Raw genomic sequence first — 19,842 nt, 5'->3', positions numbered from 1 at the left:
CCCGGATTCCGGGTGGGGCGCCTCGGCGTTTCGCATCCCCGCGCGGCGTCGTTCCGCGGCCTGACGTGGGGGTGCGGCCGGACGTACGGGTGCAGTCGGGCGTACGGGTGCGGCCGGGCGCACGGGCTCAGTGCCCGCGTGCCACCCACGCGTCGTAGTCCGCGGCCTCGGCGCCGATCGTGGTCTCGTCGCCGTGCCCGGTCAGGACGCGGGTGCCCGCGGGCAGCGTCAGCAGCCGGTCCCGGATGGAGTCGAGGATGACCGGGAACGACGAGAAGGAGCGCCCGGTCGCCCCGGGGCCGCCGCGGAAGAGCGTGTCCCCGGAGAACAGCGTGTCGAGCTCCGGCGCGTACAGGCACACCGCGCCGGGCGCGTGTCCCGGCGTGTGGACGACGCGCAGCTCGGTCCCGGCGACCTTGACCACCTGGCCGTCCGCGAGGTCGCGGTCGGGAGCCCGGTCGGGGTACACGGCGTCCCAGAGCATGCGGTCGGACGGGTGCAGGTGGACCGGCGCGCCGAACCGCTCCGCGAGTGCGGCGGCCGCGTTGATGTGGTCGTTGTGGCCGTGTGTGCACACGATCGCGGCGAGGCGGCGGTCGCCGACCGCCGCGGCGATGGCGTCGGCGTCGTGCGCCGCGTCGACGACGATGACCTCGTCCGCGTCTCCCACGAGCCAGACGTTGTTGTCGACGTCGAAGTCCTGGCCGTCGAGCGAGAAGACTCCCGACGTGGTGAGGTGCTCGATCACAGGACGACCACCGAGCGCAGCACGTCGCCGTGGTGCATCTTGGTGAACGCCGCCTCGACGTCGTCGAGCTTGATCGTCTCCGAGACGAAGCCGTCCAGCGGCAGGCGCCCGCGCAGGTACAGGTCGATCAGCATCGGGAAGTCCCGGGTGGGCAGGCAGTCGCCGTACCACGACGACTTGAGCGCGCCGCCGCGGCCGAACACCTCGATCAAGGGCAGCTCGATCTTCAGCTCCGGCGTCGGCACCCCGACCAGCACGACGGTTCCCGCCAAGTCGCGGGCATAGAACGCCTGTTCGTACGTCTCCGGGCGGCCGACCGCCTCGACGACCAGGTCCGCGCCGTTGCCCTCGGTCAACGCCTTGATCGCCTCGACCGGGTCGGTCTCGCGCGCGTTGACCGTGTCGGTCGCCCCGAAGCCCTTCGCCCACTCCAACTTGCGCTCGTCGATGTCGACCGCGATCACCTTGCGCGCGCCGGCCAGGTGCGCGGCGGCGATCGCGGCGTTGCCGACCCCGCCGCAGCCGATCACCGCGACCGAGTCGCCGCGCTGCACGTTGCCGGTGTTGGCGGCGGCGCCGAAGCCGGCCATGACGCCGCAGCCGATCAGGCCGGCGGCCTCGGGGCGGGCGGCGGGGTCGACCTTGACGCACTGGCCGGCCGCGACGAGCGTCATCTCGGCGAACGCGCCGATGCCGAGGGCGGGGCTCAGCGGCGTACCGTCCTCGAGCGTCATCGGCTGCCTGGCGTTGCGCGAGTCGAAGCAGTACCAGGGACGCCCGCGCAGACACGAACGGCACTCGCCGCACGGCGCGCGCCAGGCAAGCACCACGTAATCGCCCGGGGCGAGCCCGGACACGCCCTCGCCGACCGACTCCACGACACCCGCGGCCTCGTGGCCGAGCAGGAACGGGAAGTCGTCGTTGATGCCGCCCTCGCGGTAGTGCAGGTCGGTGTGGCAGACGCCGCACGCCTGCACCTTCACCCGCGCCTCGCCCGGCCCCGGATCGGGTACGACGATCGTCTCGACGCTCACCGGCGCGCCCTTGCCGCGCGCGACGACCCCGCGAACCAGCCGACTCATGTGCCGCTCCCCTCCGAGAAATGCGGATACTTTCCGCACTGTAACGCTGCGGGGACGGGCAGGTCAGATGGTCGCGATGCGCGAACACGCGTGCCGCGCAGGCGGCTCGCGGCGTACGTCGGCAAGCACGTCGGGACGTACCTCGGAACGTGCCTCGGAAGATGCCTCGGGAAGCACCACCCGATCGGGGCTTCGGTGGCGTCAGGCGCCGAGCACGGGTACGCCGGTCGCCCGGTCGGCGATCGCGGCGAACGTGTCGGGGTCGGTGGTGTAGCGGCCGAGGCCCACGGTCTTGCGGGTGCCGTGGTAGTCGCTGGAACCTGTCGTGACCAGGCCGAGGCCGCGCGCGAGGTTGCGCAGGTGGGCGCGCATGGCGTCGTCGTGGTCGATGTGGTCGACCTCGACCCCGGCGAGACCCGCCTCGGCGAGGGACTCGATGGTCGCGTCGGAGACCGTGTGGCCGCGCTTGGTGGCGCCGGGGTGGGCGAACACCGCGACGCCACCCGCGCCCCGGATCATGCGGACCGCGTCGGCGACGGAGATCTCGTACTTGTCGACGAACGCCCGGCCGCCGTCCTTCAGCCACTCCGGCGTGAAGGCGCCCGACACGTCGGCCACCACCCCGGCCTCGACCAGCGCCGTGGCGACGTGCGGACGGCCCACCGCGCCGTCGCCGGCGATCTCGACGACGCGCTCCCACGTGATGGGCGCGCCCAGTTCGACGCAGCGCTCGACCATGGCCCGCGCGCGGCGTACCCGGTCGGTACACACCAACTCGCGCGCCCGCGCGAACTCCGGCTCGTCGGGGTCGAACAGATAGCCCAGCATGTGCAGGCTGATGCCGTCCCCGTCGATGCAGCTGATCTCCGCACCGCGCACGAGCCGGAGCCCGTCGGGCAGCGCCGCCTCCGCCTCGGCCCAGCCGCCGGTGGTGTCGTGGTCGGTCAGCGCGACGACGTCGAGCCCCGCCTCGTGTGCGGCACGCACGAGCGCCGCCGGGGTGTCCGTGCCGTCGGAGGCGGAGCTGTGGGTGTGCAGGTCGATGCGCACGCGGACCTCGCTGGTTCGGTGGGGCCGGGACGATCAACCCTAGCCACGCCGTCCGGACGCAAGGTCGGCAGCGTCAGGTGAGCAGTTGCGGCGACAACGCGCCGCAAGGCAGCAGGCCCAGTTCGGCGCCCGCGTCGCGCAGGTCGGTGAGGACCACGTCGTCGTACACGAGATGCCCGGCCTTGCCGGGCCACAGGATCGCCCACAGCCACAGGCCCATGGCCTCGCCCGCGTACACCGCCCGGTCGCCGGGTGTGCCCGGCACGCACCACAGCGCGGTCGGCCGGCCCGCGGCCATGACCTTCGCGGGAGCGACCCGGGTGCCGAGCAGGTCGCTGCCCGGGTCCGGCCCCGGGAGCCCCGCGAAGCGGGCGCCCAGGCCGACGCCGAGTTCCTCGGCCACCAGCACCAATTCGCCGGGGCCGCCCAGCGGCGCCGGACCGGTGCACGCCACGGCGACGCCGCGCGGACCGGACCGGTCGTCGCCGGCGTGCGCGACTCCGGTGAACAGCCAGCCGACCGGGAGCGGCCAGGGCAGCCAGACGGGGACGCGGGAGCGGCGTACGACGACGTCGAGGGCGTCGACGCTCGGCGGGACGACCGGCTGCAGCGGCGGCACTGATCCGTGCAGGTCGCATTGCCAGGTCTCGGAGAACAGCCCCGGGGCTCGGACCCGGCCTCCGCAGCGTGGGCAGCTCGGCTCGCCCTTCATACGCACGACGGTCCCCTGCCGAGAGCGCCGCGTCAAGGACGATCACCCCATTGGCGCCGAAGTCGGCCTCGCGGCGCTGCCGACCGGCGGCCGGCCTGGGGCCGACCGGCGCGTGACCTGCGGAGCGGCCTGCGGGCGGCCTGCACGTGACCTGCGGAGCGGCCGCCGGGGTGACGGGCAGGGCCGACCGGGCGAACGCCCGTACCGCCGCGCGAGTTGTCGACACGCGGAGGAAGGGAGGCTCCGATCCGCCCGAACGGCGGATACGCTCGCGGACATGCGGGCAACTCCCTGTGTCGGTGCGATCGTCCTGGACGGTGAGGGGCGCATCCTCCTCATCCGCCGCGGTACGCCCCCGGGCAAGGGCCTGTGGTCGCTGCCGGGCGGGCGGGTCGAGCCGGGCGAGAGCGACGGCCAGGCCCTCACCCGCGAACTGCTGGAGGAGACGGGACTCGACGTGACCGTGGGGCCGCTGGTGGGCAGCGTGACGCGCCCGGCGTCCGACGGCGGAACGTACGAGATCCGCGACTACGCCTGCATCGTGCACGGCGGCACGCTGCGCCCGGGGGACGACGCCGAGGCGGCGCGCTGGATCCCGACCGAGGAACTGCGCCGCCTCGAACTCACCGAGGGTCTGCTCGACGCGCTGCTGGAGTGGAACGTCCCCGGTGTCGGCTGACGCCGTGGCGGCTCCGCTGCTGGTCGTCGGCTCGGTCAACGCCGATCTCGTCGTACGGGTGCCGCGGCACCCGCGGCCCGGGGAGACCGTCCTCGGCGGCGACCTCGCGGTGCATCCGGGCGGCAAGGGTGCGAACCAGGCGGTGGCGGCCGCCCGGCTCGGGGCGGACGTGGCGTTCGCGGGACGGGTGGGCACGGACGCGTACGGCCCGCTGCTGCTCGGCGCGCTGCGCCGCGACGGCGTCGACACCTCGCTGGTCGCGACGGACGACGGCGCGACCGGCGTCGCCCTGATCACGGTCGACGACGACGGCGAGAACGCCATCACCGTCTCCCCCGGCGCCAACGGACGCTTCACGCCCGCACACGTCGACGCCCTCGAACCGGCCCTGCGCCGGGCACGCGTCGTGTCGCTGCAACTGGAGATCCCGCACGAGACGGTCGCGGAGGTCATGCGGCGTTGCGCGGCCTCGGGGACGCGGGTCGTGCTGAACCCGTCGCCCGGGCTGTGGGCCATGCCGCCGCACGCGCTCGGCATGTGCGATCCGTTTGTGGTCAACGAGCACGAGGCGGCGGACGCCGTACGCGGCGCGGACAGCGCAGGGCTGGAGCCGGACCCGCGCGGGGACGCCTCTGACGGACCTCTCGAACGCGCACGCCGAGCCGTGCTCGCCCTGCGGGCCTCCGGCGCCGAGCCACGATCCGTCGTCGTGACGTTGGGCGCGGCAGGCGCGGTCTGCGCCGAGAACGGCGGCGACCTGGTACACGTCCCGGCACCGCCGGTGCACCCGGTCGACACGACGGGCGCGGGCGACGCCTTCACGGGTGCGCTCGCATGGCGGCTGGCACTCGGCGACCCGCTCGCCGACGCCGTCGGATACGCGGTCCGCGTCGGCGCCGCCGCCGTCACCGCGGAAGGCGCCCAGCCGTCCTACCCCACGCCCGCCGACCTGCCGCCGCCCGCGTAGTCCCGGCAAGGCACCCGCCCCCGCGCACGGCACGACGACCGCCGCCGCGCGACAGACGGTCCAGATCGCCGCACTGCGCCGGTGCCCGCGTCGTCACGCGTTCCCCCCACGCGAGTCGATCTTCGAAGGGCGGAGCGTCGCACAGCCGAGAAGCGACGGCGAGGGCCCGGGACTTCGGGCTGCCGCCGCGGGTGCGGTCGACGGCCTCGGAGTCCCGGGCCCTTGCCGTGCTTCAGGCGCTTGCGGGTGCCGGGTTCCCTGGGCGCTCGCGGCGCAGGGATCCCCGGGTTCACGGGCGCTCGGGTGTGTCGGGTGTGTCAGTCCTCGCGGAGTTCGGGACGGCCGGGCTGCTCGCCGCCGCGCGCATCGCCGTACGACGTCTTCGGCACCATCACCTTGCGGCGGAAGATGCAGACCAGGGTGCCGTCCTGCTTGTAGCCCTTGGTCTCGACGTACACGACGCCGCGGTCGTCCTTGGACTTGGACTCCCACTTGTCGAGCACGTTGGTCTCGCCGTAGATGGTGTCGCCGTGGAAGGTCGGCGCGACGTGCCGCAGCGACTCGATCTCCAGGTTCGCGATCGCCTTGCCCGAGACATCCGGCACGGACATGCCGAGCAGCAGCGAGTAGATGTAGTTGCCCACCACGACGTTCTTGCCGAAGTCGGTCGTCTTCTCGGCGTAGTTGGCGTCCATGTGGAGCGGGTGGTGGTTCATCGTGAGCAGGCAGAACAGGTGGTCGTCGTACTCGGTGACCGTCTTGCCGGGCCAGTGCTTGTACGTCGCACCGACCTCGAACTCCTCGTAGTAGCGGCCAAACTGCATGGTGTATGCGGTCCTCTCTCGGGGAGCCCCGTGGGGTTCTGCGGCACATCATTCCCGACCGGGGTTACCGACAGGTAGGCGGCCCCGCCGAGCGGCGGCCGGGAGAGGGTGGACTCCCGACAATTTAGGTGTACGCTACATTTATTAGCTGAGCTAACGATCGGAGGAAGACATGGCAGCGGGCGAGCACGGCGGCGGCATCCTGAAGCAGCCCATGGCCGTCTGGGCGACGGCGTTCGCCGCCGTCGTGGCGTTCATGGGCATCGGCCTCGTCGACCCGATCCTCCCCTCGATCGCCAAGGGCCTCGACGCCTCCCCGAGCCAGGTGTCGCTGCTGTTCACCAGCTACTTCCTCATCACCGCGGTGGCCATGCTGGTCACCGGGTTCGTGTCGAGCCGCATCGGCGGTCGCCGCACCCTACTGCTGGGGCTCGCCCTCGTGGTGGTGTTCGCCGCCTTGTCGGGTACGTCCGACTCGGTCGGCCAACTCGTCGGCTTCCGCGCCGGCTGGGGCCTCGGCAACGCGCTCTTCGTGTCCACGTCGCTGGCCGTCATCGTGGGCGCCGCGAGCGGCGGCAGCGCGGCGGCCATCCTGCTCTACGAGTCGGCGCTCGGCCTCGGCATGTCGTGCGGCCCGCTGCTCGGTGCGGTGCTCGGCGACGCGTCCTGGCGCTACCCGTTCTACGGGACGGCCGCCCTGATGGCGATCGGCTTCGCCGCCATCACCGTGTTCCTCGAGGAGCAGCCCCGGCCGGCCCGGAAGACCGGGCTGCTCGACCCGCTGAAGGCACTCGGCCACAAGGGGCTCGCGGCGACCGCCGGATCGGCGTTCTTCTACAACTACGCGTTCTTCACGGTCCTGGCGTTCACCCCGTTCGTGCTCGACATGAGCCCGTACAAGTCGGGGGCGGTGTTCTTCGCGTGGGGCATCCTGCTCGCGCTGTTCTCGGTGCTCGTCGCGCCGCGCCTGCAGTCCCGCTTCGGCTCGGTGGCGGTGGCGGCCGCGAGCCTCGTGGTGTTCGCCGCCGACCTCGCCGTCATCGCGTACGGCTCGAAGGCCGTGATCGTGACGGGAGTCATCGTTTCGGGCGCGCTGATCGGGATCAACAACACTGTGTTCACGGAATTGGCCCTGGAGGTGTCGGATGCGCCGAGGCCGGTCGCCTCGGCCGGGTACAACTTCGTGCGCTGGTTCGCCGCCGCGGCCGCGCCGTACCTCGCCCCGAAGCTCCACGAGCACTTCAACGTGCACGTCCCGTTCCTGGTCGCGACGGGCACCTGCCTGGCCGCCGCAGGCGTCCTGGCCGGAGCGCACCGGCTGCTCGCGACCGCCGCCGCGGACCACACGCCCGCGGCCGCCGCCCAGCCGCACCCGGTGCCCGCGGCGGGCTGACCGCGCCTGAATCCCGGCCCGTCGGGTACGCGCAGACACACGCCCCGCACCGCAGATCCGCACGCAAGACCACGCACAGCAGAACGCACAGCAGCGCAGCACGCACAGGAAGAGGAACCATGTACGAGCGCATCCTTGTCGCCGTCGACTCCACCCCCGAGACCGCCGACGTCCTCGCCGCCGCGGCCGGCCTGGCCAAGCCGCTCGACGCCAAGGTCCGGGTACTGCACGTCCAGGCCGTCGACGTCATCGACGGCGGCGGGGGTGTCGGCGGGGTCGTCGAAGAGGAGGACTCCGACGCCGCGAAGAAGACCGTCACCGACGCCGTCGACATCCTGCGCGCGGCGGGCGTCGGCACCGTCGAGGGCTGGACCGGCGAGACGCTGCGCAGCGACGTGCCCAACGCCGTCCTCGACCAGGTCAAGGACTACGGCGCCGACCTCCTGGTGCTGGGTGCCCGCCGGCACCACGGCATGGCGCGCCTGTTCCTCGGCAGCGTCAGTGACGCGGTCGTGCACCGGTCGCCGTGCCCGGTGCTGCTCGTGCCGTGAGCCACGCGCACGCGGCGGCGCCGTTCTTCGTGCCGTGAACCGTACGCACGCGACGGACGCAAACGCACGTAACGCACCCGGCGGACGCACGCAACGGACGCACTCAAGCGGCGGCGGTGCGGGGCCGTCGCCGCGCGGCCGGTCGGCCCGGTCAGCTCAGCGGGACCGCCCTGCGCCTCGGATCGCGCAGGTCGGTCCCGTTCTGCAGCCACAGCTCCTGAAGCGCCTCGGCGCCGTGCACCCGCTTCCACGCGGTCTCGGCCGCGGTCATCGGCAGCAGCGGAAGGAACCGTACGGCCTCCGCCGGCTCGGGCAGCGCGAGGTCCGCGACCAGCCCGCCCGGCTCGGCCACCAGGACGGCGGTGAACGCGGCGCCGTCCCACAGCGGGCCGCCTACGTCCAGCGACGCGCCGGGTGCCACCACGATCCCCTCGACCTGCGGCGACGCCGCCAGCACGGCCAACGGACGCAGCACCGAGTCCTGCGCGCCGCGTACCGACAGGACCAGTTCGGCACGCGGACCGCGTACCGGGTCGGCGAGCGCCGCGGCCGGATCGGTCATCGGGACGCGGGACATGCCGAGCGTCGCGTACCGCGACACGCCGCCCTCGTCAGGGCCGAAGCGCAGCACTTCAATGCGGTCGGTGCCGACGAAGGTCACCCCGGCGCGCCCGGACGGCTCGCCGAACGCCTCGACGAGGTGGGCCTCCACCGCCGGGACGGGGTCGGGCGGCTCGTGATGCGGCGTCAAGTCGAACATCTGGGCATCGTACGGGTTCCCCGCAACGCGCCCGTGCGGCAACTTGCCGCCTGCTACCCTGATTTGCTGGCCCACCCCGGAACGTCGGGCGAGGCGTCGAGTCGTACCCCCAGCGGGGACAGGCCGAGGGAGGTGGTTGTGGTGCATACCAGTCCATCGTGCAGTACCGGCGGTTCACCCGATCTCCCTCGATACGCCGCCCGCGCCCACACCGCCTGACCCGCACCGCGGTCCCCCGCTGTTCTTTCCCCCGCCCGTGACCACGGGCCCGCGGAAAGCGCCGCGCGCCGCGACGAACGGGCCACCGGACGGCATCCCTGTCCTTCCCCCAGCCTCTCGGCTGGGCGGTGCCCCATTGCCGCCCGCACCGGGGTCGGCCGCGTTCCCCGCACCATCGCGCCACGCAATGTGCCGGGGAACACGCCTGCCTTGACGCGCGCCCTCCTGTGAAGGAGCCCGCCATGTCGATGATCCGCGACCTGCGTGCCGCCGTACGTCCGCACGTCGTCCGCCGTGCGCCGCTGCTCACCGCCCTCCCGGATCCGGTGGACGGCGACTGCGTGGTGGACTGCGCGGTCTACCGCGACGGCAGGCGGCAGTCGGGCTGCGCCGGCCCCGAGGCGGCCATCCACGACGTGCACACGCGCGGCGACGGCTTCGTGTGGATCGGCCTGCACGAGCCCACCGCGGCCCAACTCGCGGGCATCGCCGAGCGGTTCGACCTGCACCCGCTCGCCGTCGAGGACGCCGTCAACGCGCACCAGCGCCCCAAGCTGGAGCGCTACGACGACACCCTGTTCGCGGTCTTCAAGACGGTGCGCTACGTCGAGCACGAGCACCTGACCGCGACCAGCGAGGTCGTCGAGACCGGCGAGATCATGGTGTTCCTCGGCCGCGACTTCGTCATCACCGTGCGGCACGGCCTGCACGGCGGGCTCGGCGAACTGCGGCACCGGCTGGAGGGCAACCCGGACCTGTTGGCCGCGGGGCCGTCGTCGGTGCTGCACGCGGTGGCGGACCGGGTGGTGGACGCGTACCTCGACGTGACGCAGTCGCTCCAGGACGACATCGACGAGGTCGAGAACGAGGTCTTCGGCGGCCGCGGCAGCGGCGACGCCGGGCGGATCTACCAGCTCAAGCGCGAACTCCTGGAGCTCAAGCGCGCGGTGACGCCGCTCGCCCGGCCCCTCCAGGCGCTCGCCGAGCGCCCGATGCGGCAGGTGCACCCGGACATCCGCGAGTACTTCCGCGACGTCGAGGACCACCTCGCGCGCGTGAGCGAGCAGATCGCGTCGTTCGACGAACTGCTGACCTCGATCTTGCAGGCGAACCTCGCCCAGGTGACGGTCGCGCAGAACGAGGACATGCGGCGGATCTCGGCGTGGGTCGCGATCTTCGCGGTGCCCACGATGATCGCCGGGATCTACGGCATGAACTTCGACCACATGCCCGAGTTGCAGTGGAAATACGGCTACCCGACCGTGCTGGGCGTGACCCTCACGGTGTGCCTGGTGATCCACCGCGGGTTCCGGCGCAACGGCTGGCTCTGAACGGGGTCGGGCCGTCACGGGTCAGGCCGTCACAGGATCGGGCCAGCACGGGGCCAGGCGGTTCCAGGTCAGACGGCTGCGGACTCGGACGGCTGCGGACTCGGGCGGCTACAGACTCGGGCGGCTACAGACTCAGGCGGCCCACGATGTTGCGGGCGCGCTCGGCGAACTGCGTCTCGACCAGCACGTCGTAGCGCGCCGCGACGAGTTGGCTCGTCGACACGAAGTCGCGCTTGCCGCCCATGCTGCGGTAGCCGATCCACCCGAACAGCGCACCGGCGAGCGCACCCCAGACCACGCCCATCAGCACGATCCAGATCCACCCGGTCGCGCGCTCCGCGAAGATGCCCAGGAACAGCCCGATCAGCAGGCCGAACCACACGCCGCTCGCGGCGCCGGCCATGGCCGCCTTCTTGGCGTCGAGTCGGCCGAGGACGTTCTCGACCAGGCGGAGGTCCGCACCGACGATCGCGGTGTGCTCGACCGGGAACTCGTTGTCGGACAGGTAGTCGACGGCACGCTGGGCGCCCGCATAGTCCGTGTAGGACGCGATGACCTCACCGCCGACCGGCTTGGCGCCGGCGGACGGAGGAATCCTCTCCTGTCCGAACATCGTGTCTTCTCCAAGGTCGGGGACTGGGAAGCAGGGCTCGGCCGCCCTCGGGAGCCGAGGAAGATCGTCTGCTTCGCAACCGTTTACCCGATAAGCGGCAAAGCACACCGGAGCCACTTTCTCGAAGCCTGTTCCCGAAGCCCGTTCCCGCAAGCGCCTACCCCGGTGCCGCCCGTCCACCGCCTGTGGACAACCGACGCACGATATCCGCCGCCTGCGCTGAAACCCCCTGGAGCGGGGGTTCAATTCGTTGGCTGTGGACAACCTCGTCCGCCACATGTGGGCCACGTCCATTCGGCTCGGTGGACGCCATCCCGACTCGGTGGAGTCGACCCCGGCTCGGCCGACGTCGATCCCCATGTGACCGACGTCTGTCCCGGCTCGGCCGGTGTCAGTCCGTCTTGGCTTCGGCGAGGACCTCGCGCACTGCCGCCACCACCGCGTCCGGCCGGTCCATCATCAGCAGGTGCGCGGCGTCGTCCAGCACGTCGCAGCGGCCGCGCGGGGCCAGGTCGGCGAGCGTCCGCTGCGCGCGCAGCCACCGGGCCCGCACCGCCAGCGTCTCCCGGCCGCCCGCGCCCGCGAGCACCCGCAGCGGCACATCCGGCAGGGCACGCCGCTTGCGCAGCGCGACGAGTTCGGCGGCCTGGTCGCGGTACATGGTGTTCTCCGCGAACGCCGCCGCCAGGAACCGGCCCGACCCGTACGCCTTCCGCGCCCATCTCGGATCCGCGACGTCCCGTCCCCGGCGCGACAGGGCCAGCACGGCCAGCCACCGCAGCGCGGGCCCGAGCGGACGGCTGAGCCCCGTCACCCGAAAGGCCGCACCCGCCGTGCGGGCGGCCTTGACCCGCAACTCGGGGGCGGGCCGCACGCGGGGCGACGCCTCGACGCTCGGATCGACCAGCACCAGCCCGGCCACCTGCTCGGGGAAGAGCCGCGCGAAAGCCTCCGCGTGGAACGCCGAGAAGGAGTGCGCGACCAGCACGTACGGCCCGTGTACACCGAGCCGCGCCACCAACGCCGCGATCCGCGCCGCCTCGCCGTCCAGCGTCTGCGGCGCGGGGTCCGGCGCGCTGAACCCGAGCCCGGGCCGGTCGAACCGCACCACCTGGCAGTCCCGGCCGAGTTCGGGTGCCACGAGGTCCCAGTCGCACCAAGCTCCGCCCAGCCCGCTCGTGACGACTACGGCCGGCCCGTCGCCGCGCCCGTCCCTGACCACGTGCAGGACCACGCCGTCGACCTCGACGAACTCACCGGGCGGCCGTCCTTCGCCTGCCATGTCGTTCTCCCCGCTCTCCCCGGGTCCGGTTCCCCCGCACGCGCCGCGTCGTGACCACCGGTGCGGTCATCATCGCCGCCATCCGCCCCGGTTCGGCGCAGCGACGCGGCCGCGACGCCGAGCCACACCGCCGACAACCCCACCTGCACGCGCTGCGGGACGCCCTGCCCGTCGGCGAGGAAGGACGGCACGTCGAAGCGCATGTCGTGCAGGCTCAGCAGCATCGTCGCCAGGGTCATCACCAGCGCGCCCCAGAACAACGCGGCACCCCACCGACGTGACGGCACCGGCCGCGCCGTACCGCCTCGCGCCGACCACCACAGCGCCGCTATCGCCACCAGTCCCGCGGCGTTCGCGAGCACGCTCGTGACCAGGTGCATGTCGTGCCGCCACGACAACCGCCCGGCCAACTCCCTTGCCTCGCACGGCGCGAGGGAGGGGGCGCAGTCGAGCGGGAAAACGACGTCCAGGACCGTGGCGACGCCGAAGACGACGACGGCCGCCCAGCCGACGTACGCCCAGCGCAGCCCGGGACGCTCGCCGCGGACGAGGCGCAGCACAAGCCCCGCGGCGACCGCCGCGCACACGCCCGCGACGATGTCGAGGCCGCCGAAGAACCACCGGTAGGGCTGGTCCGCCGCGAACAACTCACTCGCGAAGCCGTCGATCGTGCTCAGCTTGGTCGGGAGCGCCGCCTCCAGGACCCAGGAGCTGTACGCCACCGCCGCGACCGCCAGCAACAAGCAGGCGGCAGCGGGCGAAACGGCCCGTTCCGAGCGGTTCGTGATCATTGCTTCCAGGCTCTCACGCACGGGCCGACCGGGTGATCACCCGAAGCAGTGAGGTGCCGCCGGATGACGACCCGTTCGGCCTACGCCGCGAAACGCCGCGGCCCGGCCGTCCGTCGGGACAGCCGGGCCGCGGGTCGTCCGGGCAGCGCGTGTCAGCGCAGCTTGTACTCCTCGAGCAGACGACGCCCGATGATCATCTTCTGGACCTCGGCCGTGCCCTCGCCGATGAGCAGCATCGGAGCCTCGCGGTAGAGCCTCTCGATCTCGAACTCCTTCGAGAACCCGTAGCCGCCGTGGATGCGGAAGGCGTCCTCGACGACCTCCTTGCAGTACTCCGACGCCAGGTACTTCGCCATGCCGGCCTCGAGGTCGTTGCGCTCGCCCGCGTCCTTCTTGCGGGCGGCCATCACCATCATCTGGTGCGCGGCCTCGACCTTGGTCGCCATCTCCGCCAGCTTGAACTGGATCGCCTGGTGCTCGTGCAGCTGCTTGCCGAAGGTCTCGCGCTGCTGCGCGTACCGCACGCCCAGCTCGAACGCCCGCTGCGCGACACCGCAACCGCGCGCGGCCACGTTGACGCGGCCGACCTCGACGCCGTCCATCATCTGGTAGAAGCCCTTGCCGGGGACGCCGCCCAGCACCCGGTCCGCGGGCACCCGCACGCCGTCGAGCACCAGCTCGGTCGTGTCGACGCCCTTGTAGCCCATCTTGTCGATCTTGCCCGGGACGGTCAGGCCCGGGCGCGTCTCGCCGAAGCCCGGCTCCTTCTCGATCAGGAAGGTCGTCATGTTGCGGTAGACCGAGTCGGCGCCCTCGTCGGTCTTGGTGAGCACCGCGATGAGGTTGGACGTGCCGCCGTTCGTCAGCCACATCTTCTGACCGTTGAGGACGTAGAACTCGCCGTCCTTGACCGCCTTGGTGCGGATCGCGGACACGTCCGAACCGCAGTGCGGCTCGGACATCGAGAACGCGCCGCGGATCTCGCCCTCGGCCATCTTCGGCAGGAAGTAGTCCTTCTGCTCCTGCGTGCCGTGCTGCTGGATCATGTACGCGACGATGAAGTGCGTGTTGATGATGCCGGACACGCTCATCCAGCCGCGCGCGATCTCCTCGACCACGAGCGCGTAGGTCAGCAGCGACTCGCCGAGACCGCCGTACTCCTCCGGGATCATGAGGCCGAACAGCCCCATCTTCTTCATGCCCTCGACGATCTCCGTCGGGTACTCGTCCCGGTGCTCCAGTTCCGTCGCCACGGGGATGATCTGCTTGTCCACGAAGGTGCGGACGGTGGAGAGGATCTCCTGCTGGACGTCGGTCAGCCCGTCGGTCTGCGCAAGGCGGCCCACCAGGCGCCTCCTTCTCGTGTACGCGCATGTCCGGGCCTGCTCGGCGGCTGGTCCCGGCCACGCGTCTGGTCGTGAGGGTTACTGGGGAGTATGTACGACGGGGGCTCTCCCCGACAGAGGGACCCCCGTAATCCCGGCCGAGCAATCTCTGACGCTTTGTCAGGCATCGGGGCTCTGCGGATCAGGTCCCCACGAGGGCTCCCTGCCGCCATACGGTGCGGACCAGGGGGACGCCGGGGCGGTAGGCGAGGTGTACGTGTGAGGGGGCGTCGAGCTCGACGAGGTCGGCTCGCGCGCCTGGGGTGATGCGGCCCACGTCGGTGCGGCGGAGGGCTGCCGCGCCGCCGGCGGTGGCGGACCAGACGGCCTCGTCGGGGGTCATGCCCATCTCGCGTACGGCGACGGCGATGCAGAAGGGGACCGAGGTCGTGAAGCTCGATCCCGGGTTGCAGTCGGTCGAGAGCGCGACGGTGGCGCCCGCGTCGAGGAGCCGGCGCGCGTCCGGGTAGGCGGCGCGGGTGGAGAACTCGGCGCCCGGGAGCAGGGTCGCGACGGTGGCCGATCCGGCGAGGGCGTCGATGTCGGCGTCGGTGAGGTGCGTGCAGTGGTCGGCGGAGGCCGCGCCGAGTTCGACGGCCAGTTGTACGCCCGGTCCGGGGCCGAGCTGGTTGGCGTGCACGCGCGGTACCAGCCCGCGGGCCATCCCGGCGGTCAGGACCGCGCGCGCCTGGTCGCCGTCGAACGCGCCGCGCTCGCAGAAGACGTCCACCCAGCGGGCATGCGGCGCGCAGGCGTCGAGCATGGGGCCGGTGACGAGGTCGACGTATCCGGCGGGGTCGTCGGCGTACTCGGGTGCGACGACGTGCGCGCCAAGGTAGGTGACCTCGTCCGTGACCTGTCCGGCCAGGCGCAGGGCTCGGGCCTCGTCGTCGACGGTCAGGCCGTAGCCGGACTTGCACTCGATGAGCGTGGTGCCCTGCCGTGCCGCCTCGGCGACCAGGCGTTCGAGGTTGGCGGCGAGGGCCTCGTCGGTCGCGGCGCGGGTGGCGGCGACGGTGGTGCGGATGCCTCCGGCCGCGTACGCCTGCCCGGCCATCCGGGCGGCGAACTCGTCGGTGCGGTCGCCCGCGAAGACGAGATGCGCGTGCGAGTCGACGAAGCCCGGGATCACCGCCCGGCCCGCCGCGTCGTGCCGGGCGTCGGCGGGCGGCGCGTCGCCGGCCGGTCCGACCCAGGCGATCCGTTCGCCGTCGAGCACGACCGCCGCGTCGCGCAGGACGCCGAGCGGCCCGTCCCCGAGCGACGGGTCGTTGGTGACGAGGGACGCGATGTTGTCGATCAGGAAGGACGCCACGGGCGCGGTTCTCCGGGAGTAGGTGGGTGCGGATGCGGAGTGGGGCCGGGGTGCAGGCGGGGCGGCCGACGGGGCCGAGGCGGTCGTGCGGGCCCGGTGTTCCGCGCGCCGGGCGAGGGCGTCGCTCGGCGCGCGGGTCGAGGCCGCCACGGTTTGCCGGCTACTCGACCAAGGACCTGATCGTCCTGGCGAGTTCGCCGGGGACGTCCTCGACGGTCTGGTGCACGCCGTCCGCCACGACGGTCCGGCCGCCGACCATGACGTGTGTGACGTCCGCCGCGGTGGCGGCGAAGACCGCGGACTCGGAGGCGAGGCGCGGCAGTGTCCCGGCGAGGCGTACCGAGTCCAGGCCGACGGTGACCAGGTCGGCGCGCATTCCGGGCTCGATGCGGCCGACGTCGTCCCAGCCGAGGGCGGCCTGCCCCAGGACGGTGCCGTGCGCGAGGAGGCGGGCGGTGGTGAAGTGGCCGCGGCTGCCGGTGCGCAGGCGTTCGTCCAGTTCGACGGCGCGGGCCTCCTCGAACATGTCGATCACGGCCTGGCTGTCGGTGCCGAGCGACAACGGGACTCCGGCGCGCGAGAGTTCGCCGGCGGGCCCGATGCCGTCGGCGAGGTCGCGCTCGGTGGTCGGGCACAGGCAGACGCCGGCGCCGGACGTACCGAGGACCGCGATGTCGCGGTCGGTGAGGTGGGTCGCGTGGACCGCGACGAAGCGGCTGCCGAGCGCGCCGGCGTCGTCGAAGACGCCGACCGGGGTGTTGTCGTACGCCTCCAGCGACGCGTGGTTCTCGGCCGGCTGCTCGGACACGTGCGCGTGCAGCGGCGCCTCGCGTTCGGCGGCCCAGGCGGCGACGACGGGGATCTGTGCGGCGGGGACGGCGCGTACGGAGTGCACGGCCGCGCCGATGCGGGCGTGGTCGTCGCCCTTGAGGCCGTCGACGCGCGCGGCCCAGCGGTCGGCGTCGCCGTCGTCGAAGCGGAGCTGGGTGCCCGTCAGCTTCTCGCCGATGCCGCCGGTCAGATAGCAGGTGTCGAGGAGCGTGATGCGGATCCCGGCCTGGCGGGCGGCCTCGACGAGGGCCTTGCCCATCGCGTTGGGGTCGTCGTACGGGGTGCCGCCCGGGGCGTGGTGCAGGTAGTGGAACTCGCCGAGCGAGGTGATCCCGGCGAGGGCCATCTCGGCGTACACGGCGCGGGCGAGCGCCAGGTAGGTGTCCGGGTCCAGCTTGGCCGCGGCGGTGTACATCATCTCGCGCCAGGTCCAGAAGGTCCCGGAGCCGGCCTGCGTGCGGCCGCGGAGCACGCGGTGGAAGGCGTGCGAGTGGGCGTTGGCGAAGCCGGGGAGGGTCAGTCCGCGGCGTACCGCGGCGCCGGGCGGCGGCGTGGGGGTGTCGGGCCGCACGGCGGTGATGCGGCCGTCGTGCACCTCGACGACGACGTCGCGTTCGATGCCGGTGCGGGTGTGCACGATCTCGCACCACAGGGCTCGGGTGGGGGGCAGAGCGGTCACGCGGTCGGTCCCTTGTCGATCAGGTCCGCGGGTTTGTCCGCGAGCAGGTCGGCCAGCACGTCCGCGAGGGCGCCGACCCCGGCCAGGCAGTCGGACATCTCCGCGGACTCGGCCGGGGAATGCGATACCCCCGTCGGGTTGCGTACGAACACCATGGCGGTCGGCAGCGTGGCGGACAGGATGCCCGCGTCGTGCCCGGCGCCGGTGGGCAGCACCGGTACGCCGCCCAGGTGCCCGGCGATCCGGTCCCGCAGGCCGCCGGCGAACTCGACGACCGGCGTGTACGACTCGCGCACCACGTCGACGCCGGTCCCGTCGCGCTCGGCACGCTCGCGCGCGGCCTTGGCGATCTCGGCGACGACGGCGTCCAGGACCTCTTCCTCGGGCGCGCGCGAGTCGAGCCAGCCGCGCACCAGGGAGGCGATCGCGTTGGTGCCGTTGGGCTCGACGGCGACCTTGCCGAAGGTCGCCACCGCGCCCGCGAGCCGCGCCTTCTTGCGCGCGGCGAGCACGGTGGTCGCGTACGTCAGCATCGGATCGCGGCGGTCCTCCAGCCGCGTGGTGCCCGCGTGGTTGGCCTCGCCGCGGAAGTCGAAGCGCCAGCGCCCGTGCGGCCAGATGGCCGAGGCCACGCCGACCGCCGCGTCGCGGTCCACGAGCGCGCGGCCCTGTTCGACGTGGAGTTCGACGAAGCAGCCGATGCGGTCGAGGAGTTCGGGGTCGGCGCCGATGCCCTCGGGGTCGTACCCGGCGGCGGCCATCGCGTCCGGCAGGCGGGTGCCGTCGGCGTCGCGCAGGTCGCGGGCCTGCTCGGAGGTGAGCACGCCCGCCGCGAGGCGCGAGCCGACGCACGCGACGCCGAACCGGGCGCCTTCCTCGTCGCCGAAGTTGACGATCGCGAGGGGCCGGTGGAACGCCGCGCCGCGTTCGACCAGCAGGTCGAACGCGGCGAAGGAGGAGATGACGCCGAGGGGACCGTCGTACGCGCCGCCGTCCGGCACCGAGTCGAGGTGCGACCCGGTGACCACGGCGTCCCGGGCGTCGGCCGGGGTCCAGTCGGCGTCCGGGGCCGAACCGCCGTACCAGGCCCACTGGTTGCCGTTGCGGTCGATCTCGTACGCGAGCCCGCGGCGCGCCGCCTCGGCCCGGAACCACGCCCGGCACTCCAGGTCGGCGGCGTTCCACGCGAACCGGCGGTAGCCGCCGGTGCGGGCGTCGCGCCCGACCGGCAGCAGGTCCCGCCACATGGCTTCGAAGGTCACGACGCGTCTTCCCGCATGGGCACGCGCACGCCGCGCTCGGCGGCGACGTCGGCGGCCAGGTCGTAGCCCGCGTCGACGTGCCGGATGACGCCCATGCCGGGGTCGTTGGTGAGCACGCGGCGGATCTTCTCGCCGGCCAGCTTGGTGCCGTCCGCGACGGTGACCTGGCCGGCGTGGATCGAGCGGCCGATGCCGACGCCGCCGCCGTGGTGGATGGACACCCACGACGCGCCGGACGCGACGTTGACCATGGCGTTGATCAGCGGCCAGTCGGCGATGGCGTCCGAGCCGTCCAGCATGGCCTCGGTCTCGCGGTACGGCGACGCGACCGAGCCGCAGTCGAGGTGGTCGCGCCCGATCACGACCGGGGCGGAGAGTTCGCCGCTCGCGACCATGTCGTTGAAGCGCTCGCCGGCCTTGTCGCGTTCGCCGTAGCCGAGCCAGCAGATGCGCGCGGGCAGACCCTGGAAGTGCACCTTCTCCTGGGCCATCTTGATCCACCGGGCGAGCGAGTCGTTCTCCGGGAAGAGGTCGAGGACGGCGCGGTCGGTGGCCGCGATGTCCTTGGCGTCGCCGGAGAGCGCGGCCCAGCGGAAGGGGCCCTTGCCCTCGCAGAACAGCGGGCGGATGTAGGCGGGGACGAAGCCGGGGAAGTCGAACGCCCGGTCGTAGCCCGCGAGTTTGGCCTCGCCCCGGATGGAGTTGCCGTAGTCGAAGACCTCGGCGCCCTTGTCCTGGAAGCCGACCATGGCCTCGACGTGGCGGGCCATCGCGTCGCGGGAGGCGGTGGTGAATTCGGCGGGCTTGTCGCGCGCGTACTCGGCCATGTCCTCGAAGGCGACGCCGAGCGGGAGGTACGCGAGCGGGTCGTGCGCGCTGGTCTGGTCGGTGACGATGTCGATCGGCGCGTCCATCGCGAGGAGTTGCGGAACGACCTCGGCGGCGTTGCCGAGCAGGCCGATGGACAGCGGGCGGCGGGCGTCGCGGGCCTCGACCGCCAGGCGCAGGGCCTCGTCGACGCTGTCGGCGCGGACGTCGCAGTAGCGGTGCTCGATACGGCGCTCGATGCGCGAGGGGTCGCACTCGATGCAGATGGCCACGCCGCCGTTCATGGTGACGGCGAGGGGCTGGGCGCCGCCCATGCCGCCCAGTCCGGCGGTGAGGGTGATGGTGCCTTCGAGGGTGCCGCCGAAGCGCTTGGCGGCGACCGCGGCGAAGGTCTCGTAGGTGCCCTGGAGGATGCCCTGCGTGCCGATGTAGATCCACGAGCCGGCGGTCATCTGCCCGTACATGGGCAGGCCGAGCGATTCGAGGCGGCGGAACTCCGGCCAGGTGGCCCAGTCGCCGACCAGGTTGGAGTTGGCCAGC

19 protein-coding genes are annotated in these 19,842 nt (G+C 72.7%); 5 read left to right on the top strand and 14 right to left on the bottom strand.

Features of this window, described 5'->3' with window-relative positions:
* Positions 1-127: 127 nt before the first annotated feature.
* The 4 genes from AB0C36_RS37935 to AB0C36_RS37920 all read right to left on the bottom strand — a co-directional run bounded on the left by AB0C36_RS37935 (position 128) and on the right by AB0C36_RS37920 (position 3,592).
* Positions 128-748: an MBL fold metallo-hydrolase gene (locus AB0C36_RS37935; protein ID WP_358363245.1), complete on the bottom strand. Its 621-nt coding sequence runs from the start codon at positions 746-748 to the stop codon at positions 128-130.
* The gene (locus AB0C36_RS37930) at positions 745-1,830 is read right to left on the bottom strand and encodes an S-(hydroxymethyl)mycothiol dehydrogenase (RefSeq protein ID WP_358363243.1); all 1,086 of its coding nucleotides are present in this window, start codon (positions 1,828-1,830) and stop codon (positions 745-747) included. Before AB0C36_RS37930 ends, AB0C36_RS37935 begins: the two co-directional genes overlap by 4 nt.
* A gap of 201 nt (positions 1,831-2,031) precedes the next feature.
* Entirely contained in the window at positions 2,032-2,880 is an 849-nt protein-coding gene (locus tag AB0C36_RS37925; RefSeq protein WP_358363241.1) for a PHP domain-containing protein, read from the bottom strand.
* 73 nt (positions 2,881-2,953) lie between these two features.
* Positions 2,954-3,592: a DUF6758 family protein gene (locus AB0C36_RS37920; RefSeq protein ID WP_358363239.1), complete on the bottom strand. Its 639-nt coding sequence runs from the start codon at positions 3,590-3,592 to the stop codon at positions 2,954-2,956.
* 277 nt (positions 3,593-3,869) lie between these two features.
* Between AB0C36_RS37920 and AB0C36_RS37915 the strand changes: the two genes are divergently transcribed.
* Both AB0C36_RS37915 and AB0C36_RS37910 read left to right on the top strand, forming a co-directional pair.
* A complete protein-coding gene (locus AB0C36_RS37915) occupies positions 3,870-4,271 on the top strand; it encodes an NUDIX hydrolase (RefSeq protein WP_358363237.1) in 402 nt (133 codons plus the stop codon).
* Positions 4,261-5,238 (top strand): ribokinase, encoded by a 978-nt coding sequence (locus tag AB0C36_RS37910; protein ID WP_358363235.1) that lies wholly within the window; start codon positions 4,261-4,263, stop codon positions 5,236-5,238. The genes AB0C36_RS37915 and AB0C36_RS37910 overlap by 11 nt, the downstream gene beginning before the upstream one ends.
* Before the next feature lie 317 nt (positions 5,239-5,555).
* On the opposite strand, the gene AB0C36_RS37905 is transcribed toward AB0C36_RS37910, so the two are convergent.
* Complete coding sequence (locus AB0C36_RS37905) at positions 5,556-6,062, bottom strand: MaoC family dehydratase (RefSeq protein ID WP_358363233.1); 507 nt, start codon at positions 6,060-6,062, stop codon at positions 5,556-5,558.
* Between the two features lie 172 nt (positions 6,063-6,234).
* Between AB0C36_RS37905 and AB0C36_RS37900 the strand changes: the two genes are divergently transcribed.
* Entirely contained in the window at positions 6,235-7,455 is a 1,221-nt protein-coding gene (locus AB0C36_RS37900) for an MFS transporter (RefSeq protein ID WP_358363231.1), read from the top strand.
* Between the two features lie 119 nt (positions 7,456-7,574).
* On the top strand, positions 7,575-8,006 hold the full coding sequence (locus tag AB0C36_RS37895; protein ID WP_358363229.1) for a universal stress protein: 432 nt from the start codon (positions 7,575-7,577) through the stop codon (positions 8,004-8,006).
* Positions 8,007-8,157: 151 nt separating this feature from the next.
* Here the strand turns inward: AB0C36_RS37895 and AB0C36_RS37890 are convergent, their stop codons facing one another.
* On the bottom strand, positions 8,158-8,766 hold the full coding sequence (locus AB0C36_RS37890; protein ID WP_358363227.1) for a suppressor of fused domain protein: 609 nt from the start codon (positions 8,764-8,766) through the stop codon (positions 8,158-8,160).
* A 461-nt stretch (positions 8,767-9,227) separates the two neighbouring features.
* On the opposite strand from AB0C36_RS37890, the gene corA reads away from it, so the two are divergent.
* Positions 9,228-10,316, top strand: a complete 1,089-nt coding sequence (gene corA, locus AB0C36_RS37885) for a magnesium/cobalt transporter CorA (RefSeq protein WP_358363225.1) — start codon at positions 9,228-9,230, stop codon at positions 10,314-10,316.
* 124 nt (positions 10,317-10,440) lie between these two features.
* On the opposite strand, the gene AB0C36_RS37880 is transcribed toward corA, so the two are convergent.
* The 8 genes from AB0C36_RS37880 to hutU all read right to left on the bottom strand — a co-directional run.
* Positions 10,441-10,929, bottom strand: coding sequence for a YflT domain-containing protein (locus tag AB0C36_RS37880; protein WP_358363223.1), 489 nt, complete (start codon positions 10,927-10,929; stop codon positions 10,441-10,443).
* A 391-nt stretch (positions 10,930-11,320) separates the two neighbouring features.
* Complete coding sequence (locus AB0C36_RS37875; RefSeq protein WP_358363222.1) at positions 11,321-12,211, bottom strand: alpha/beta fold hydrolase; 891 nt, start codon at positions 12,209-12,211, stop codon at positions 11,321-11,323.
* Positions 12,115-13,002, bottom strand: a complete 888-nt coding sequence (locus AB0C36_RS37870) for a DUF998 domain-containing protein (protein WP_358363220.1) — start codon at positions 13,000-13,002, stop codon at positions 12,115-12,117. The genes AB0C36_RS37875 and AB0C36_RS37870 overlap by 97 nt, the downstream gene beginning before the upstream one ends.
* A gap of 152 nt (positions 13,003-13,154) precedes the next feature.
* Positions 13,155-14,348, bottom strand: coding sequence for an acyl-CoA dehydrogenase family protein (locus AB0C36_RS37865; protein ID WP_358363218.1), 1,194 nt, complete (start codon positions 14,346-14,348; stop codon positions 13,155-13,157).
* 181 nt (positions 14,349-14,529) lie between these two features.
* On the bottom strand, positions 14,530-15,702 hold the full coding sequence (hutI, locus tag AB0C36_RS37860) for an imidazolonepropionase (RefSeq protein ID WP_358363217.1): 1,173 nt from the start codon (positions 15,700-15,702) through the stop codon (positions 14,530-14,532).
* 160 nt (positions 15,703-15,862) lie between these two features.
* Complete coding sequence (locus AB0C36_RS37855) at positions 15,863-17,185, bottom strand: formimidoylglutamate deiminase (RefSeq protein ID WP_435839194.1); 1,323 nt, start codon at positions 17,183-17,185, stop codon at positions 15,863-15,865.
* Between the two features lie 23 nt (positions 17,186-17,208).
* The gene (locus tag AB0C36_RS37850; protein WP_358363247.1) at positions 17,209-18,459 is read right to left on the bottom strand and encodes an allantoate amidohydrolase; all 1,251 of its coding nucleotides are present in this window, start codon (positions 18,457-18,459) and stop codon (positions 17,209-17,211) included.
* An 11-nt stretch (positions 18,460-18,470) separates the two neighbouring features.
* Positions 18,471-19,842 (bottom strand): urocanate hydratase (gene hutU, locus AB0C36_RS37845; RefSeq protein ID WP_358363214.1); only part of this gene is annotated, 1,372 nt, incomplete at its 5' end.

This window comes from Streptodolium elevatio (assembly GCF_040649515.1).
Taxonomy (GTDB): domain Bacteria; phylum Actinomycetota; class Actinomycetes; order Streptomycetales; family Streptomycetaceae; genus Yinghuangia; species Yinghuangia elevatio.
Note: the sequence above shows the minus strand (reverse complement) of the source record. Positions and strands in the feature narration are given on the sequence as shown.

Coding starts and splice junctions, on each gene's coding strand:
- AB0C36_RS37930 (WP_358363243.1), bottom strand. CDS start 1,830: ATGAGTCGGCTGGTTCGCGGGGTCGTCGCGCGCGGCAAGGGCGCGCCG.
- AB0C36_RS37920 (WP_358363239.1), bottom strand. CDS start 3,592: ATGAAGGGCGAGCCGAGCTGCCCACGCTGCGGAGGCCGGGTCCGAGCC.
- AB0C36_RS37915 (WP_358363237.1), top strand. CDS start 3,870: ATGCGGGCAACTCCCTGTGTCGGTGCGATCGTCCTGGACGGTGAGGGG.
- AB0C36_RS37905 (WP_358363233.1), bottom strand. CDS start 6,062: ATGCAGTTTGGCCGCTACTACGAGGAGTTCGAGGTCGGTGCGACGTAC.
- AB0C36_RS37900 (WP_358363231.1), top strand. CDS start 6,235: ATGGCAGCGGGCGAGCACGGCGGCGGCATCCTGAAGCAGCCCATGGCC.
- AB0C36_RS37895 (WP_358363229.1), top strand. CDS start 7,575: ATGTACGAGCGCATCCTTGTCGCCGTCGACTCCACCCCCGAGACCGCC.
- AB0C36_RS37890 (WP_358363227.1), bottom strand. CDS start 8,766: ATGTTCGACTTGACGCCGCATCACGAGCCGCCCGACCCCGTCCCGGCG.
- corA (WP_358363225.1), top strand. CDS start 9,228: ATGTCGATGATCCGCGACCTGCGTGCCGCCGTACGTCCGCACGTCGTC.
- AB0C36_RS37880 (WP_358363223.1), bottom strand. CDS start 10,929: ATGTTCGGACAGGAGAGGATTCCTCCGTCCGCCGGCGCCAAGCCGGTC.
- AB0C36_RS37875 (WP_358363222.1), bottom strand. CDS start 12,211: ATGGCAGGCGAAGGACGGCCGCCCGGTGAGTTCGTCGAGGTCGACGGC.
- AB0C36_RS37870 (WP_358363220.1), bottom strand. CDS start 13,002: ATGATCACGAACCGCTCGGAACGGGCCGTTTCGCCCGCTGCCGCCTGC.
- AB0C36_RS37850 (WP_358363247.1), bottom strand. CDS start 18,459: ATGTGGCGGGACCTGCTGCCGGTCGGGCGCGACGCCCGCACCGGCGGC.